Here is a 16,363-nt window from a genome sequence, read left to right on the forward strand (position 1 = left end):
ATGATTTTTTACGGCTATCGAATATATCTTCAATATTTCAGTATATACATAAAAATATTTAGAAAATAGAGCACAGTTCTACATTTAATGCAAATCGCCAATAATTTTTTAGGAAACTCACGCTAGTGAGCTCCTGAACCGAAAATTTTTTCTTCTCTTTGACTTTGCCTATAACAACGCCAAGGGGATTTTAAAGGCAAAAGAGGCAGCTCTGCATTTTATCGAGAGCCAGCTTCATCCTTCCGATGAGGTAGGAGTACTCTCTTACTCCGCTCTGAAAAGTCTAAAGCTCCATGAATATTTAACAACTAATCGTAAGAAAATTCGAGAAATAATTAACGGATTTGGAATTGAGAATATAGAGGGAAGAGCAGAAAATTTTGAGGTCGAATACTGGCAGGCAGTTACAGGTGAAACTCCAAAAGATGCCACCCAGGCCGGATGGGTTCTTCAACAACCTAATCCGGGGATAATATCCGCAAAACAGAAAGAAAGTTTAGTCCAAATTTTAAATTTTGCCCAGAGAATGATCGACCTGGCCAGAGCCCTGAGATACATCCCTGGCCTTAAATACCTCATCTTATTTTCCTCTGGCATTCCTTATTCGTTTGTTTATGGAATTCAGTCGCCCTACGGATACCAAGCGAAATATGAAACAGGAGAAAACATCGGGAGCTGGGGAGAAACTCTGTTAAAGCAAAGATATGAAGACATGCTTAAAGAATTGAGCGCTTCCAATTGTGCTATCTATGCCCTGGATACAGAAGAAGCAAGGATAACTCTTGAGGCAGATTTAAGGATGACTGGAGCTTTTTCTTTGGAGAAGATGGCGAGCGAAACAGGAGGAAAATATTTTGGCAACATTAACAAATACGAAAAGCACTTAGAAAAGATCCAGAATTTGACAGGCTCTTACTATGTGCTTGGCTATTATATCGATGAGAAATGGGATGGAGCATATCATAAAATAAAAGTTGAGGTGAAAAGGCCTGGTTGCAAGGTTCATGCTCAGAAGGGGTATTTCAACTCGAAGCCTTTTAGCGAATATAGCAAGCTTGAGAAGCAGCTTCATTTAGTTGACCTGGCTTTGAGCGAGAAATCTCTTTTCCAGACACCTCTTAATTTTCATCTAGAGGCTTTACCGTGTTCCTCGGAAAAGGAAATGAATCTTTTTTTGGTGGCAAAAATACCGCTTGATAAGATTCAGGAGATTTTGCAAGGAAAATTTGAAATAATCAGCCTCATTTTCGACAAGGCTGGGAATATTATAAAGTTCAGGAGGCAGGAAGAGACCTTTTCAAGATTCCCTGAGAAAAATATCTATTATTATTCATTTTTTTCTTTAACTCCTGGTGAATACAAATGTCGCTTAGTCATCAGAAATCTGAAAACAGGCAGGGGAGCTATAGCTCATTCCTCTGCCATCATTCTGGAAAAACAGAAAAAAGGGATTCAACTTTTCCCTCCTCTCCTTTTAGTTTCTGAGAAAAATGCCTTTTATCTTGAGGGCTTTGTCCCTAAAAAATCCGATGAAAAATCTGACTCTCTTTTCTTAGCAGAATATTTTCATTTTGACCAAGCTAAATATTCACCCCTTTTGGATGAATCATTACAGGCAGAATCAACAATCTTTGCTGTTGTGCCTTATTCAATTGTTGATATCCCGACTCCTGAGGTTATGATTTCAGCAAATTTGATTGAAAAAACATCTGGGGAAATATTTCCTCTCCAGGTCTCAACTCTCTCAGAAATAAAGAAAAGAGAACTGAGCCTACGTATTGTTAATATTCAGATTCCAGAGCTGCCACCTGGTGAGTATGCTTTGAATCTTAGCACCGAAGAGAGGAATAGCGGGTTAGAGTCTCAAGTAACAAAAATTTTTAGAATCAAATAATTAACTATGAAAAAGGGTTCATTGCTTATTATCCTCTGTATCATTTTATTGCTTGGCTTTTCTCCATCAAGAAATTTTTTTCAGCGTCAGGAGCATGGAGCTCAGCCAATAGAAATCGCAGAGGTTCTTAAAATATGCGCTGTCTACTGCGATAAATTAGAAAATGCGTCTTTAAATTTTGTCTGCTTGGAAGAAATCACAGAAAAAGTTAATCTTTCGAGGGATGTACGATTAAATTATCATTATAGCAGTGGTTGGACTCGAAGTTTAATGTCTATTCAGACAAAGATTAAAAATACCTATGTTTATGATCTTCAATTTGTACGAAAAAATAGCCAGATAAAGGAAGTCCGAATATTGCTGGAGGAAAATGGAAAGAAAAAAAATGAGAAAGATGCTTCATTAAAAACGATTAGCTTTCTTTTCAAAAATGTTTTATTCGGTCCAGTAGGAATTCTCAGTCAGAAATGGCAGCCTTATTTTGAATACAAATTAGTCGGTGAAGATAAGGTGAATGATGAACCTGCTGTGATTTTAGATGTTATTCCCAAGGCTAGATTTAAAAGGGATTTTCTCTTTGGCAAAGTTTGGCTCAACAAGAATGATTTTAGTATCCTAAAAATCGAATGGAACCCGCAGGGAATGAGAAATTATGTTATTTTTGAAAGTCTCGGCCTGAAATACAAATCTGAGCCTCAAATAACTTTGATATCAGAATTCAATATAAAAAAGAATAATATTAGATTTCCCAGTAAACTCTTTATTGAAGAGGCTTATGTTGATAAGGCAGGGAAAAAATTCGTGCGTTCTGAAACAAATGTTATTTACAAAGATTATAAATTTTTTACTGTAACTGTAGAAGTAGAGGTTAAACAGTGACAATCCAGTCTTCGCTTATATCACGGGAAGAAGATGCTTACACTGCTATAAAATTTATGAATTATTCAGGTTAATAATACTTATCCATCATCTTTAAACCTCAAAATAGAGGCTGTTAGGTAGCACATTCTAAGGTCTCATAACTTGCTTATATTGCTTAATTTATGATATGAATCAAAAAATAATGGCAAAAGTCAGGTCTTTGTATTTCTTATTAATTCTTCCTCATTAACAAATAAAAAAGAAGGGGTCTGTTTTTAATAGATTGTTTTAGAGATTGATAGGAAAAGATTAATCTGGTATTATTTTTTAAAGGAGAAAAAAGTGCGTGAAAAGGGATTTACTTTGATTGAGATGATTGTTGTTTTAGCTGTTGTAGCAATTTTAGCTGCAATTCTTACGCCTGTAATTTTTAGAAACATTGAAGAGGCAAGGGTTACAAGGACAACGAGCGAAGCAAAAACAATTGCCTCTGGAATAGTTTCATTCTACAAGGATGTTGGCATATGGCCTGCTGATAAAAATGCTAATAAAAGATTGGAGGAGAGCACAGATTATACAATTCTTTATACTCAAGAAGGCACTGTTCCAACTACAACCTATACTGAATGGACAACAGGTGCTCCAGGCGGTGGAGCTGATAGTTTTGACAACCATTTAAGAACCAATGCTGCTGGATATGCTACAACAGGAAAAAGAGCCTGGAGAGGTCCATATGTAACTCAATTGACTGAAGACCAATGGGGGTACAAATATTATTGTAATGTGCTGGTAGGTTACTACACTACAGGAAATTATACGACAATGTATGTAATTTCAGCCGGCTCCAATAGAATAATCGATACAGACACAAAGGCTTCTACTCCTACTTCATTTATGGAGCTTCAGGGAGATGACATAGGGTTTGAAGTTTACGCAAAGAAAAAGGGTTCATAAAAGTTGTGACAAATTCAAATTTTTTAAAAGAGGTCAATCGTCCCCTTCGCCCAGAAGATGATTGACCTCTTAATTTAAAAAAGAATGAAACTTTTTGGGAAGGAGAGCGTCTAAATAATATGAAAATGAGTGATGAAATAATTATGGAGAGAATAAAAAATGGAGATGAAGAGGCTCTTGGGGAAGTCATGAAAAAATATAAAGATAAAATTTATAATTTTATATATAAATTTATCCGTGATAGAGAGAGGGCATTAGAATTAGCTCAGGAGGTTTTTGTAAGAGTCTATTTCAAAGCAGATACTTACAAAGGAACCTCTTCCATATCCACATGGATTTATAAAATCGCAACAAATCTTTCAATTTCAGAATTGAGAAGAAGAAAGATTGTAAAGTGGGTCTCGTTTGATTCAATCTCCCCATCCTGGGAGAAAGAGAAATATTCAGAGAATTACGAGTCTTATAATCTTTTAGAAAGTTTGTTAAAAAAAATAAAATCTAAGTATAAAATTCCTTTAGTCCTGAAAGAAATAGAGGGTTTCTCCATTGAAGAAGTGGCAAATATGCTTAATATACCAGAAGGAACAGTTAAATCAAGGATAAACAGAGCGAAGAAAACTATTAAACAGGAGCTTGAGGCAATGGAGAAAAAAATTAGCCCTCAATTAAAACAAAATTTAATTTTTTAGGAGATTTGAAATGAAGAAATTTGAAGAAATTGATAAATTATTTAAAGATTTGCCTTTAATTAGAACGCCAGATAACTTTGAGAATGGAGTATTCAAAAAAATCAGAATAAAAAAACAAGAGCTTCAAAAATCGATTAAATACAATTTTAAACTTTCATTGGTGAATGTAATTTTACTCATAGTAACCATTGGAATCTGGTTATCAATCATTCTCATTCCAAGAAAAAGTAGTGAATTTAGTACTAATAGAAAAAATGAGTTAATAAATGAGTTTAAAAGTATTCCAGCGATAGAAATAGTTCCTGTTTCCCAGATTAGTCAGGATACAGATTATTTAGTTGAGGCTGTAAACTACGATGAGAAAAAATGGTATTGAGGAGAAATCAGAATGGCAAAAGTTAAATTAATGTTAATCTTATTTTTGTTGTTATTATTTATAGTATTTCCATTTTCAATTTTTAGCTCATCTCCTGAACAGATTTCAGAATGGGAAAAGGATGTACAGAGAATAATGAAAAAAGTTTCACCATCAGTTGTCAAATTGTACACAGAGTATTCAAAAGAAAGAGGCATAAGGACTGTTTGTTCTGGTTTTGTAATAGATGAGGGGTATATACTAACCAATGCTCTGATTGCAAGAGGGGATGGTAGAATAATCATTCAGGATTATAGAGGAGAAAAAATAGAAGGAGAACTGATTAATACAGATTGGGAAAATTCTTTAGCATTGATTAAATATGAAAACAAGAATCTAAAAAAGCCTGGCTTCGGAAAGCTAACTGATTTATCCGTAGGCTCATGGGTAGCTTTTATAGGAACTTCCTATGATTCATTTCCATCGATTTCCCAGGGAATTGTAAATTCAATTAAGGACGATGTTATAAGGTTAAATCTAACAGTTCCTCCTGGAGGAAGTGGCGGAGCTGTTGTAAACTCAAAAGGTGAAATAGTTGGAATACTTCGCGGGGTCTACTCAAGAGACTTCTATGTATTTTCAAGGGGAAGAGAAAAAGTTGCTGAATCTTTTTATCGAGGAAGTATGGGAACAGGGATTACGATGGCAATTTCAATAAAAAAAGCTCAAAAAATTTACAGGGATTTAAAAGAAAAGAAAGGAAAGGAAAATGCCTGGCTTGGTGTTTCAATTGGAGATGAAGATGACAAAGTAAAGGTTTATGAAGTTGAAGAGGATAGCCCTGCCGATAAAGGAGGAATAGAGGAAGGAGATTTTATCCTCTCTGTAGATGGGGAAAAAATTGGAAACTCAGATGATTTAGCTAAAGAGATTAGATCGAGAAAACCAGGAGATACAATAAAAGTTGAAATTGAAAGAGAGGGGAAGATTGTAAAAAAAGAAGTTACGCTGGGAAGAGCAAGATACAGATATTTTCCTTACAGATATCGTTATCGATTTCCTGAAAGATTTGAATTTATGTTTGGTCCAAAAGTATATCTTGGAGTGAGAGTAAAAGATATTGAGGAGAGTGATAAAAAGAGGCTTGGATTGGCTAATAATGATGGAGCTTTAATTATTGAGGTTTTTGAGGATTCCAATGCTGAAAGAATGGGGTTGAAGAAAGACGATGTGATAATAAAAATTGACGATGAGGAAATTAAAAATAGTGATGATGTTATAGAATTAATTAGAGAAAAAGAACCTGGAGATGAAATAAGATTAGAGGTCATAAGGGATAAAAAGCAAATCAAATTCTCGGGTAAATTAAGTGAGAGAAAATATTTAAAATGGGATTGGAACTGGGAGGATTTTAGAAGACATCTGGAAGATGTAAGAAGAGTAACTGAAGAGAGTTTGAAAAAGGCTCTTGAGAACCTGAAAAAGAAAGAAATAATTATTTCAATAAAAAAAGACAGAAAAGTTATAGAGATTTAATCAAATTAAATCAAATTCTAAGAAAAACAATACCAATTCCAATAATAATGATTATTATACCTGCAGATACATGAGACCATCTTTCAATTCTCTGTACAGGAATCAATTTAATGCCTCTTAAAGATAAAAATGTCAAAATTTCCATCATTGAAATTGTGAAAAAGGAAAATAATATAGATATCGTTATTATGCCTTTAATTCCATAGGAGTAAGATAAAAACATTAGAGGTATTAGAGGTTCGCAGGGCCCAAAAATAAAAATTAAAAATAGAGACCAGAAAGTTAAAATCTGATTTTTTGTTAAATCAAAATGTTTTTCCTTAACCTTTTTTAACCCCCAGATTGCATAAGCAATACCAAAACCTATTATCAGCCATCCAGCTATCAGGGATTTTTTTGTTTCAATGAGAGAAAGCCTTTCAAGAGCTACTCCAAAGACCAATCCGATAAGCCCCAGAATTAAACTCGATAGAATGTGAGCTACTCCAGAAATAAAAACAATAAGAAACAATTTATTACTCTTCCAGTTCTGTGATCTTGCAAGAACAGAAAATGGAATCCAGTGATCTGGGGCTAAGGAATGAACAATTGCAATTGATACACAGGATAAAATTAGTGCTTCCATTCAAATTTCCTTAATATTAATATAAACGCATTAAATGTCGTTACATTCTATTTAATCCCCCTCACCCCGTATCAAGTACGGGGCAAGCTTTAATCCTCTCCCCAATGGGGAGAGGGAAGGGTGAGGGGTATAATTGTAAAAGAATTAATTACGTTTGTATTGATAAAAATTTTTACCTCTTATTTCAGAAGGCAGATCGATTCCATAAATTTTGCATATTGTTCTGTAAAAATCGATTATATGGATATTGTTGCTATTCATTTTTTTGTTTGAAAAAAAGATGCCAGGGATTTGTGTTGGCTCCATTGAGCAATGATCAGCACTCCAGGTTTTTGTGTTGTCTTCCACTATTTCTGAAGGTGCACCACCAAGAGATGTTTGCCATGAAACTCTATATCCCTTGTTGTTTGTAATTCTCAAATCTGGGACGATAGAAGAATCAAAGTTTCTATAAATTTTATCCCGTCTATATACTTTATAAACAGGATGTTCTCCTGTAACAGGGTCCACATAACTTTCAAGGCCTCTTTTGATCTCATCACAAACTCTTTCATATTCCTCGCCTGTCTGGACAATTCCCTGGGGCTCCCTACCCTTAAGGTTTATGTAAATTCCTCCGAGTCCAAGGGCATATGCCTTTGTTTTGCTCCAATCCACATACGGAAAAATTCTTCTTTCTTCTCCCCATAGGTCTTCAAGTGTTCTTAACCTGTCTCTATCATATGGTCTTTCAACAAAAAATCCATTTTCTCTTAACCATGTATTGTAATTAATACCTCTTCTGAAGGATGCAAATCCGTGGTCTGAAATAACCATTAACAATGTGTTTTTATCGATTCTTTCCATTACTTTTCCAGCAATCTGGTCCATTCTCTGGTATGCCATCTCAATCTGATTTCCCCATTTTTCAGCTACATCTTTTTTATAAACAGGATGTTTTTCATCGATTAATCTCCACATGACATGCTGAACTCTATCTGTAAACATGTAAACATAAATGAAAAGGTCCCAGTCTTTTTCCTCAAGCATTTTAATCATTTTCTCTTCTTCTTTGTCTATCGTGAAATTCATATCGGTAACAAAATGGTTCTCATCGCAGAGGTCTGATGTTATAGACCATGTATCCGATGCCCATCCCATTGTTTTATAAAGCCCAATTTTATCAGCTAAATAACTTGAAAAATTTTTCGGATACGAGATTGGGATTGTTATTCGTTTTGGATGGAGGTGTATGGGAGAGAGATAGATTTTAAATTCTGGTTCAATCTGCTCCAGGTAGAACCTTCCAAGTCCCCAGATTGAAATGAACCTGTTGAATTTAAATTCTATTTCGAACCAGTCGCTCCATTGATGCAATCCAATTTCTTCATACCTTCCAGCTGTTCCGATTTTTATCCTTTTTTTCTCAGGAAGATATTCTAAGCTTAATGGCACTGTTATATCTTTTTTGATTCCTTTTTTTGCCATTTTCTCAGGATTGGAATAGTCATAGAAAAGCTTATTTCTTGGGCCCATAACATCTGTCGACCAGGATGTTTTACCTTTATCAAGCTTTACAATCCTCACACTGAACTCGTTTGCCTTCTTGAGCAATTCTTCATCAGTTGTGTAAAGAGAGGGATACCCAATCGTTCCTCTCATGTCAGGCACTCCAAGACCTGAGAGGAGCTTTCCATCTCCTAATTCAGGAGGAGGAAATGTATCAGGAACATGGAATACTTTTACCCTTATCCCATTCTCTGAAGCTAATTTGAAAAAGGTTTTTCCCTTCATATGGTTTATTGCAATAGGTCTTTTTTGAGGAAGGAAGATTGAAACAAAATACGCAAATGAAGATGTAAAAAGCAAGCTGAATATGATTGATAAGATTAGTGAATTTGAAATTTTTATTTTGAATAACCTGAATATGATAAGAAAGATAATGAAGGATATGATAAAAATGATGGATGGAATTATAATTATATTTTTTTTACCGAATAAAAAAGGAATTTCAGATTCTTCCATTAACACATAATCAGGAAGGTAAGTTCCTGGAACTCTTTTTAAAAAATCAAAAACTCCGTTCTCACCCGGGTCAAGGCCAGTACAGAAAGAAGCCCATGAAACGGGTGTTTGAGGAGGATTTGTTGGCATAGTACTTGTAAAAGTACCGGTTTCCATCAATTTTTTCAGGTTGGGTAATTTATTTTTTTCTAAATATTTTTTTGCAAGCTCATAGTCAGCTCCATCAAAACCGATTATTACAACTTTCTCTCTTTTTTGAGCATCTCCCGGATAGACGTAAGAAGTTAGATATAAAAATATAGAAAGGAATAATGAAATAGAAACTATTCTTACAAAAATAGAATTCTTTCTCATTGCTAAATTCTCTAAAAATACATTTTAAAAAATAGAACTGAAACTTGTCAAATATAATATTTTTAAACCCGAATTACGCAAGGTTTATTGCAACCTATTGTAGGGCAAGCCTTTAGGCTTGCTTTATATCACCTAACAAGCAGGGCTAAAGCCCTGCCCTACAAGGGCGTTGACATAGGTTTGCGTAATTCGGGTTAAACAATATTACAATCAATAACGCAGCAGATGGATTTTTTAAGAGGTTTCAGTTGATGTATTGACTGATTTAATTTCATTTCGTTAAAATTGATTTAATGGAAACAAAAGAAGAATTAAACGTAGACAGATTTAAAAATTTTCTTTTAAGCCAGAAGATGAGGCTGACCTCAGGAAGAAAGGCTATATTATTGGAATTGTTTAAAAAGAAAAAGAGTAAACATCTTGATGCCGATGAGATATACACCAGTCTCAAAAAAAAGAAAAAAAGAGTGTCCCGCGCAACTGTTTACAGAACATTAAATCTATTGAAAAAAAGTGGAATAGTTTCCTCCCTTCTTTTAGGAGAGGATCACAGTCATTTTGAACCCCATTCTGTCAAAGATATTCATATACATTTCATATGCAATGTTTGTAAAAAAATAATTGAGTTTGAAAGCGGAGAAGCGAAGAAATTAATCGAAAAAATAGCCTCTAAAGAATCTTTTGAGGCTGAAACTTTTGAAATTCAGGTATCAGGTATATGTAGTGATTGTAAAATGAAACTTCTCCATTGAGTTGAACATTAATTAAATTTTGCTCAGATTTTTTAAATTTTTAATCTTTCTTTCTTGCCACAGTAAACAATATGTAAGTCATTATCAGGAAAAACATAAGGGCAAAATAGTTATTCTGAGAAATCTTTCCGATTAAGCCAGGCCCGAAAGCTAATGTTTTATCCCATCCTGCCCCTGTGATAGCAGCGATTATTATTCCAGTTAAGGCTCCTCCAGCGATGAGTCCTGAGGCAAAGATGACTCCTCTTCCAGCTTCTTCTTCTCCTTCCTTTTTCCCTGCGATTTTAGAAATAATCGCATTTATCAAACCTCCACAGAAAATTGGAGTTGATATCGATAGAGGAAGGTAGGCTCCAACTGCAAAAGGCAGAGGATTTATTCCTAATAGATATACAGATATGGCAATTATAACTCCTAAAAGTACCAGTCCCCATGGAAGTTTTTGTTGAAGGAGACCATTCACCACTATTGACATGAGTCTTGCTTGAGGTGCAGCAAGTTTTTCTGAGCCAACACCATCAATCCATTGATACTGGAAATTTCCTTCTTTATCTATTAAATATTTTCCATCGGGTATCTTATGATCACCGATGTAGCTTTTTACATAGTATAAATTTTTATCCGGGCCTTCATGCTGCTTTAACATAACAAGTTCCTGTTGTGATATGGTAACACCGGGAAATTCTGTTTTTTTGAATGAGGTGAATCCCCAGTTTACCAGATAGAGAGTCCAGCCTATAGCCAAAACAGAAGTCATCGCGCCTATCATCATTCCCCATTCATTTTTGTATGGAGTTCCGCCTACGATGTATGTGGTTTTCAGGCTCTGGGAAGTTGCTCCACCTATGGCTGCAGCTATACACACTATTGCTCCCACATTCATTGCAATGGAGGTGTATCCATGTCCAACCCATCCGACTGCTATGAAAATCAATGCTGTCATCATAAGAGTGGCTATTGTCATCCCAGAGATGGGGTTAGATGAAGAACCAATCATACCCACAATTCTTGCAGAGACTGTGACAAAGAAGAAACCAAACAGACCCATCAGCAAGGCTGATAAAATGCTGACTGAAACCGAAGGCATAACAAGGGAGTAATTTATAATTATAAGGGCAACGATAAGAATTAATGAACCAAAAATCACAAAAGTAAATGGCATATCTTTACTTATTCTTATCCTGCTTATTAATTCAAGCTTTCCACTTTTTGATATGTCTCTTATACTTGATTTGAAAGAATCTATTATTGTCGGAAGAGCTCTTATCAGATTGATTATTCCTCCCATCGCAACTGCTCCTGCTCCTATATACCTTACATAACTTCCCCAGATTTGATGGGGAGTCATATCCTTGATTCTGTAAATTCCGGGAAAGAAAGGTTCTGGAAGGCTTTCGCCGAAGATTTTAATGAATGGAATCATAAAAAGCCATGCCATAATTCCGCCTGAGACCATCACAGCAGAAATCCTTGGACCTATTATGTATCCCACTCCTAAAAGTTCTGGAGAGATTTCTCCATTTACTAAGGCTCCATAGTAACCTTTAATTTTTCCTCCAACTTCTTTCCAGAGATTCCATTGAGGAATATCCTTCCAGAAATGAAAAACAGCCATCAAAACCTTATAGAGCATTCCGAGTCCCAAGCCTGAGAAAACAAGGTTTGCATGGGTTCCGCCCTTTTCTCCTCCGATTAATACCTGGGCACAGGCAGTTCCCTCAGGATATTTTAAATTTCCATGTTCTTTTTCAATGAGGTAGTTCCTAAGGGGAACCATTAAAAGGATTCCTATCCAGCTTCCTGTTAGAGCAACAAGAAATACTTTTGAAATCTGGAGGTCAAATCCCAAAAATATCAGAGCTGGAAGGGTAAATATTACTCCTGCAGCTATGCTCTCTCCTGCTGAGCCAACCATCTGAACTATGTTGTTCTCCAATATTGTAGTTTTCGGTCGAAGAGATTTTGCTAAAGCAAGGGAAAGAACTGCAACAGGAATCGAAGCGCTAACTGTCAAGCCAACTTTAAGTCCCAAATAAACAGTATTAGCAGCAAAAATGAGTCCAAGTAGAGCTCCCCAGAAAACTGCCCAGAAAGTAAATTCAGGCAATATTTTTTCTGAAGGTATAAATGGTTTAAATTTCTCCTCTGCCATTGCCTCCTCCTTTTCTCGAAATCTTTAAAATCCTAATTTTTATTTACCCAAAAGTCAAGCTCAAGCTCTCTTTATTTATTTACTGGTTTTGAGTCATCTGCAGGGTTTAATCCCATCCCGACCCACCACCATGGTGCGGCTAAGACCTTTGAATGGAGCCATTTAAGAGAATTTCCTGCATGGAGCAAGACTCCTCTTGTAGTTTGCGGATGGTCTTTTATAAAAATTAAGAGATTCTTTATATCATGGAAGGCGGGGTTTTTAGTAAATTTTACCTCAAATATCAAGAGCTTTCTCCCATGTTCGAGGATAAAATCAACCTCTTTACCTGTAGTTGTTCTCCAATAAAAAATATTCGCTTTCGGGACCATAAGTTCAGAGAGAATCTTAAGGTGGAGAAAGATCATTGTCTCAAAGAAATTACCCAACTCCCTTGCATTTCTTAATGACTCTTCATCATGATAGCCTGAAAGATAAGTGCAGAGTCCGGGATCGATAAAAAACAGCTTTGGAGATTTCATAGTTCTTTTTGACCTGCTTGGATAATAGGCAGGAATCCTTTTAATAATATTTGAAACCTCAAGAAGTTTTATGTACCTGTAAACTGTTGGCTGACTGACACTTGTATCTCTTGCTATTTCTGTCTGATTCAGCAAATTGCCTGTTCTGAGAGTGAGAGATTCTAATACTCTTCTGAAGTCTATCAGTGATTCAATCTGAGAAAGATCTCTTAAATCTCTCTCTAAATAGGTTTTCACATAGCCTTCCCACCATAAAAGAATGTCTCTTCTATTAGATACATACATCAAAGGAGGCATAAAGCCTTTTAATAATAACGGGATAGGGTCAATAAGATTTAATGCCTGCTCTCTTTCTTTGTAATTTGATTTCCATAGATTAAAGAAATTTTGAGGAGCTTCAGGTCTGCCCTCGGTTTCAGCGTAAGCCATCGGCAACATTTCAAAATAAACAGCTCTGCCTGCTAAAGTTTCACTAATCTCCTTCATAAGGAGTAGATTTGAAGATCCAGAGATAAGAAATCGTATCTTTCTTTGTGTTCTATCAACAGCTAATTTTATGGCATTAAAAATTTCAGGGGCTTTCTGAGCCTCATCAATTATTATCTTTTCTATTCCCTTCCATAGGGAGACAGGATCTATTTTTGCCTGGTGGAGTGTTGAAAAATCATCAAGACTAACATATTTGAAATTTGTGAATTCATTCTGCAAGAAGGTACTTTTCCCAACTTGCCTTGCCCCTGAGACAATAACTACAGGAAAAGTTTTTATTGCAGAGTTTATTCCAGGCCCTAACCATCTTTTTTTGTAAATCCATTCAGATTTTGAATGATAATCATTCATATAATGAATAATATTACATAATATTTAAAAAGTCAATAGTGTATATAAGTCAAGGACATTTATACATTCCTCCATTTTGAGATAAGTAATTAATAGGGTTTTTAGCTAAAATTCTACTCTAGTAAATAGATTTTTGTAACTTATTTAGATTTGACTTTGCTTTGCCCTAATAAATATAATTAAAAAAGGTGGGATTTGTTATGAGATTTTTTACTAAATCACCAATTTTAATTTCCTTACTTTTTCTTTTTTTCATAAAATTCCCATTTTCTGGAACAGATAAAGATGATATTCTCAAATCCGCTGACCTTTTATTAGATATGTTAGAATACGATACTGCAATCCAGTATTACAAGAAAGCCCTTTCCCTTGATCCAAATACCATGGAAGTAAGGAAAAATATTGCCTATGCATATTTTCAGTTAGGAAAGAATGAAGAGGCAATGAAATACCTTAAAGAGGAAATAACTCTATTTCCAGAAGATGGAGATGCGTATGATCTTTTGGTTTATGTTTTATTTAAACTAAATAAAATTGAGGAAGCTTATGATCTTTTTGAAAAGTATAATTTAAAAATAGTTAAATCAGATCAAACAGAACAAACGCCTCCCAACATTGGACTGGGAGACCTTGTATTAGGAGTTCATTTTAAAAATAAAGGAAATTTCGATAAGGCAAAAAAATATTTCATGAGAGCTCATGATAGAGGATTTAATCCTATTAAATGTTATGTTCAGCTAATAGATGTTGAATTAATTCAAGATAAGTTAGAGATTGCCAATACACTCCTTTTTAGAGCCACTAATCTATATGGGTTCCAACCCGAATTTTATTTCCTATATGGGATTTTGGGTTTAGAAAAGTCCAAAGTATATTTTCCAGAAAAATCTGCATTTTATTTTACGGTGCTTCGAAATATTTCTATACACTTCAAGAAAGCTATCTCTATCAGGCCTAATTTCAAAGAGGCTTTATTCAATTTAGCTGCCATAAGCTATAATTTCAATGACTACAAAAGGGCATCTGAATATTTCGAAAGAACCCTAAAGCTTGAACCTGAAAATGAAAGGATAAAATTTTATTTAGATTGTAGTTTAAAAAGATTAAATAAATCTAAGGATAAGGATTCATTCTCTGAGAAATGTCCTAAAAATCTTGTCCTAATAAAAGATTTTATCGATAAACCTGACTTAGAATACAAATATCAGTATAAAAATGATATCCTCTTTATCCTCCAAAACATCAATAATCTCGCCATTGAATTTATAAGAAAAGGAAAACTCCATGAAGGAATTAAGAGATTTCAGAATGGTTTAAAAATCTATGAGGGATCTCCTGAGATAAACCATAATTTAGGAATGTGCTATTTTCTTTTAGGAAGTTTAAAAGAATCTGAAAAATACGCGATAATATCAACAAAATCTAAAGTTTTTTACAAACCAAAAGTAAGAAAAGAGTTAAGAAAGTTTAAAAATGAAGAAAAAAAAGAACTTTCTAATGAGTTTATATCTCCTAAGTCCTGGACATTTGAAGATGCCATCCAGAGAGGAAACTATTTTTTAGAAGCCTATGACCTACTTGGGAACATATACTTTAAGATGAAAGATTTTTACAAATCAATTGAGGCATTTAAAAAAGTAATTGAAATAGACAGTCAAGATTCAATGGGATATTACAACTTAGGATGCTCTTACTATGCTCTAAAAGAATATGATGAGGCAGAGAAAAACTGGAGAAAAGCCATAAGATATGACAGGAGAAAAAAAGAAAAAGCTGAAGATATAAAAGAGGATCAAAAAGGGGAAATCATAAGAGTATCAGTTTTAGTTTTAAAAAGAACAGTTTCTTTTCATTCATACAAATCCTTAGGTTCTCTTTATGAAGAGAAAGGAAATACAAAAAAAGCAATAGTGAGTTACAGAAAAGCAATTGAGATATTCCCAACAGATTCAGATTGTTATTATGAACTTGGTAAACTATACCTTAAAGAAGGAGATAAACAGAATGCCATTAAATATCTCAAAAAATACTTAGAATATGGCACAGAAAAAGAAAAAGAGGTGAAAGAATTACTGAAAAAACTCAGAAAAAATATTCAGTGAATAGGAATAGGAGTTTTGAAATAACAAAGAGGTTGGGTTCTAACCCAAATCATCTTAAAATAATCCTTTTTCTCACACTCTTTCTCTTTTTATTTAATTATTCTTTCTCCGATGATTTTTTAAATTCATATAAAAAAGGTCTAAGAGCCCTTAACATCAAAAGTTACGATGATGCAATATATCATTTTACAAAATCAATCAAATCCTGGAGAAAATCATGGGGAAGACTAACCCTTTCAATAGTTTATAACATTCGTGGAATTGCCTATACTGAAATACAAAAATATGAGAATGCATTAGAAGATTTTAATGAAGCAATAAAGCTAAACCCAAAATATGAGGAAGCATTCAACAATCGAGGTATTGTATGCTACAATAAAAGAGATTATGAAAGAGCGGTAGAGGATTTACAGAAGCTATCAGATTGAAAAGAGAATATCCGGAAGAATTTTTCAGCAGAGGTATTTGTTTTGAGAAAAATGAGGCGTATCAAAAAGCAATCGATGATTTTAGTGAAGTAATAAAACTAAATCCTGTTGATGCTGAAGCTTTCTACAGACGTGGCGTTAGCTATTATCATAAGGGAGAAGATGAGAAGGCTACATCAGATTTAAAGAAAGCAGTAGATTTAGGACATTCTTCAGCAAGAAAATTTCTGAAGGATATTATAATATTGATTATTACTGAATGGCTTGAAATTGTAAGGATTTAAATATGAAACATA

Annotated in this window: 14 protein-coding genes; 10 read left to right on the top strand and 4 right to left on the bottom strand. The window is 34.4% G+C overall.

What is annotated here, in order from left to right; translation table 11 throughout:
* The first annotated feature begins 133 nt into the window (after positions 1–133).
* From AB1410_01365 to AB1410_01390, 6 genes are all read left to right on the top strand, one after another.
* Complete coding sequence (locus AB1410_01365) at positions 134–1,894, top strand: VWA domain-containing protein (GenBank protein ID MEW6455349.1); 1,761 nt, start codon at positions 134–136, stop codon at positions 1,892–1,894.
* Between the two features lie 6 nt (positions 1,895–1,900).
* Positions 1,901–2,773: a hypothetical protein gene (locus AB1410_01370; GenBank protein MEW6455350.1), complete on the top strand. Its 873-nt coding sequence runs from the start codon at positions 1,901–1,903 to the stop codon at positions 2,771–2,773.
* Between the two features lie 324 nt (positions 2,774–3,097).
* Positions 3,098–3,709: a prepilin-type N-terminal cleavage/methylation domain-containing protein gene (locus AB1410_01375; protein ID MEW6455351.1), complete on the top strand. Its 612-nt coding sequence runs from the start codon at positions 3,098–3,100 to the stop codon at positions 3,707–3,709.
* A 119-nt stretch (positions 3,710–3,828) separates the two neighbouring features.
* Complete coding sequence (locus tag AB1410_01380; GenBank protein ID MEW6455352.1) at positions 3,829–4,398, top strand: RNA polymerase sigma factor; 570 nt, start codon at positions 3,829–3,831, stop codon at positions 4,396–4,398.
* A gap of 10 nt (positions 4,399–4,408) precedes the next feature.
* Positions 4,409–4,774 (top strand): hypothetical protein, encoded by a 366-nt coding sequence (locus AB1410_01385; GenBank protein MEW6455353.1) that lies wholly within the window; start codon positions 4,409–4,411, stop codon positions 4,772–4,774.
* A gap of 12 nt (positions 4,775–4,786) precedes the next feature.
* A complete protein-coding gene (locus AB1410_01390; GenBank protein ID MEW6455354.1) occupies positions 4,787–6,289 on the top strand; it encodes a PDZ domain-containing protein in 1,503 nt (500 codons plus the stop codon).
* Between the two features lie 10 nt (positions 6,290–6,299).
* Here AB1410_01390 and AB1410_01395 read toward each other — a convergent pair whose 3' ends face one another.
* Complete coding sequence (locus AB1410_01395) at positions 6,300–6,914, bottom strand: hypothetical protein (protein MEW6455355.1); 615 nt, start codon at positions 6,912–6,914, stop codon at positions 6,300–6,302.
* A 144-nt stretch (positions 6,915–7,058) separates the two neighbouring features.
* The gene (locus AB1410_01400) at positions 7,059–9,272 is read right to left on the bottom strand and encodes an alkaline phosphatase family protein (protein MEW6455356.1); all 2,214 of its coding nucleotides are present in this window, start codon (positions 9,270–9,272) and stop codon (positions 7,059–7,061) included.
* Positions 9,273–9,565: 293 nt separating this feature from the next.
* Between AB1410_01400 and AB1410_01405 the strand changes: the two genes are divergently transcribed.
* The gene (locus AB1410_01405; protein MEW6455357.1) at positions 9,566–10,024 is read left to right on the top strand and encodes a transcriptional repressor; all 459 of its coding nucleotides are present in this window, start codon (positions 9,566–9,568) and stop codon (positions 10,022–10,024) included.
* Between the two features lie 40 nt (positions 10,025–10,064).
* On the opposite strand, the gene AB1410_01410 is transcribed toward AB1410_01405, so the two are convergent.
* Entirely contained in the window at positions 10,065–12,176 is a 2,112-nt protein-coding gene (locus AB1410_01410; protein ID MEW6455358.1) for an oligopeptide transporter, OPT family, read from the bottom strand.
* Positions 12,177–12,247: 71 nt separating this feature from the next.
* Positions 12,248–13,537 (bottom strand): ATP-binding protein, encoded by a 1,290-nt coding sequence (locus AB1410_01415; protein ID MEW6455359.1) that lies wholly within the window; start codon positions 13,535–13,537, stop codon positions 12,248–12,250.
* A 200-nt stretch (positions 13,538–13,737) separates the two neighbouring features.
* Here AB1410_01415 and AB1410_01420 point away from each other — a divergent pair, with 200 nt between their 5' ends.
* Genes AB1410_01420 through AB1410_01430 form a run of 3 tightly spaced genes read left to right on the top strand, consistent with a single transcriptional unit; the run spans position 13,738 to position 16,351 of the window.
* Entirely contained in the window at positions 13,738–15,639 is a 1,902-nt protein-coding gene (locus AB1410_01420; protein MEW6455360.1) for a tetratricopeptide repeat protein, read from the top strand.
* The gene (locus AB1410_01425) at positions 15,636–16,067 is read left to right on the top strand and encodes a tetratricopeptide repeat protein (GenBank protein ID MEW6455361.1); all 432 of its coding nucleotides are present in this window, start codon (positions 15,636–15,638) and stop codon (positions 16,065–16,067) included. The genes AB1410_01420 and AB1410_01425 overlap by 4 nt, the downstream gene beginning before the upstream one ends.
* Positions 16,064–16,351 (top strand): tetratricopeptide repeat protein, encoded by a 288-nt coding sequence (locus AB1410_01430; GenBank protein ID MEW6455362.1) that lies wholly within the window; start codon positions 16,064–16,066, stop codon positions 16,349–16,351. The genes AB1410_01425 and AB1410_01430 overlap by 4 nt, the downstream gene beginning before the upstream one ends.
* The last annotated feature ends 12 nt before the right edge of the window (positions 16,352–16,363 follow it).

This window comes from Acidobacteriota bacterium (genome assembly GCA_040756905.1).
In the GTDB taxonomy this organism is placed as follows: Bacteria; Acidobacteriota; Aminicenantia; order JBFLYD01; family JBFLYD01; genus JBFLYD01.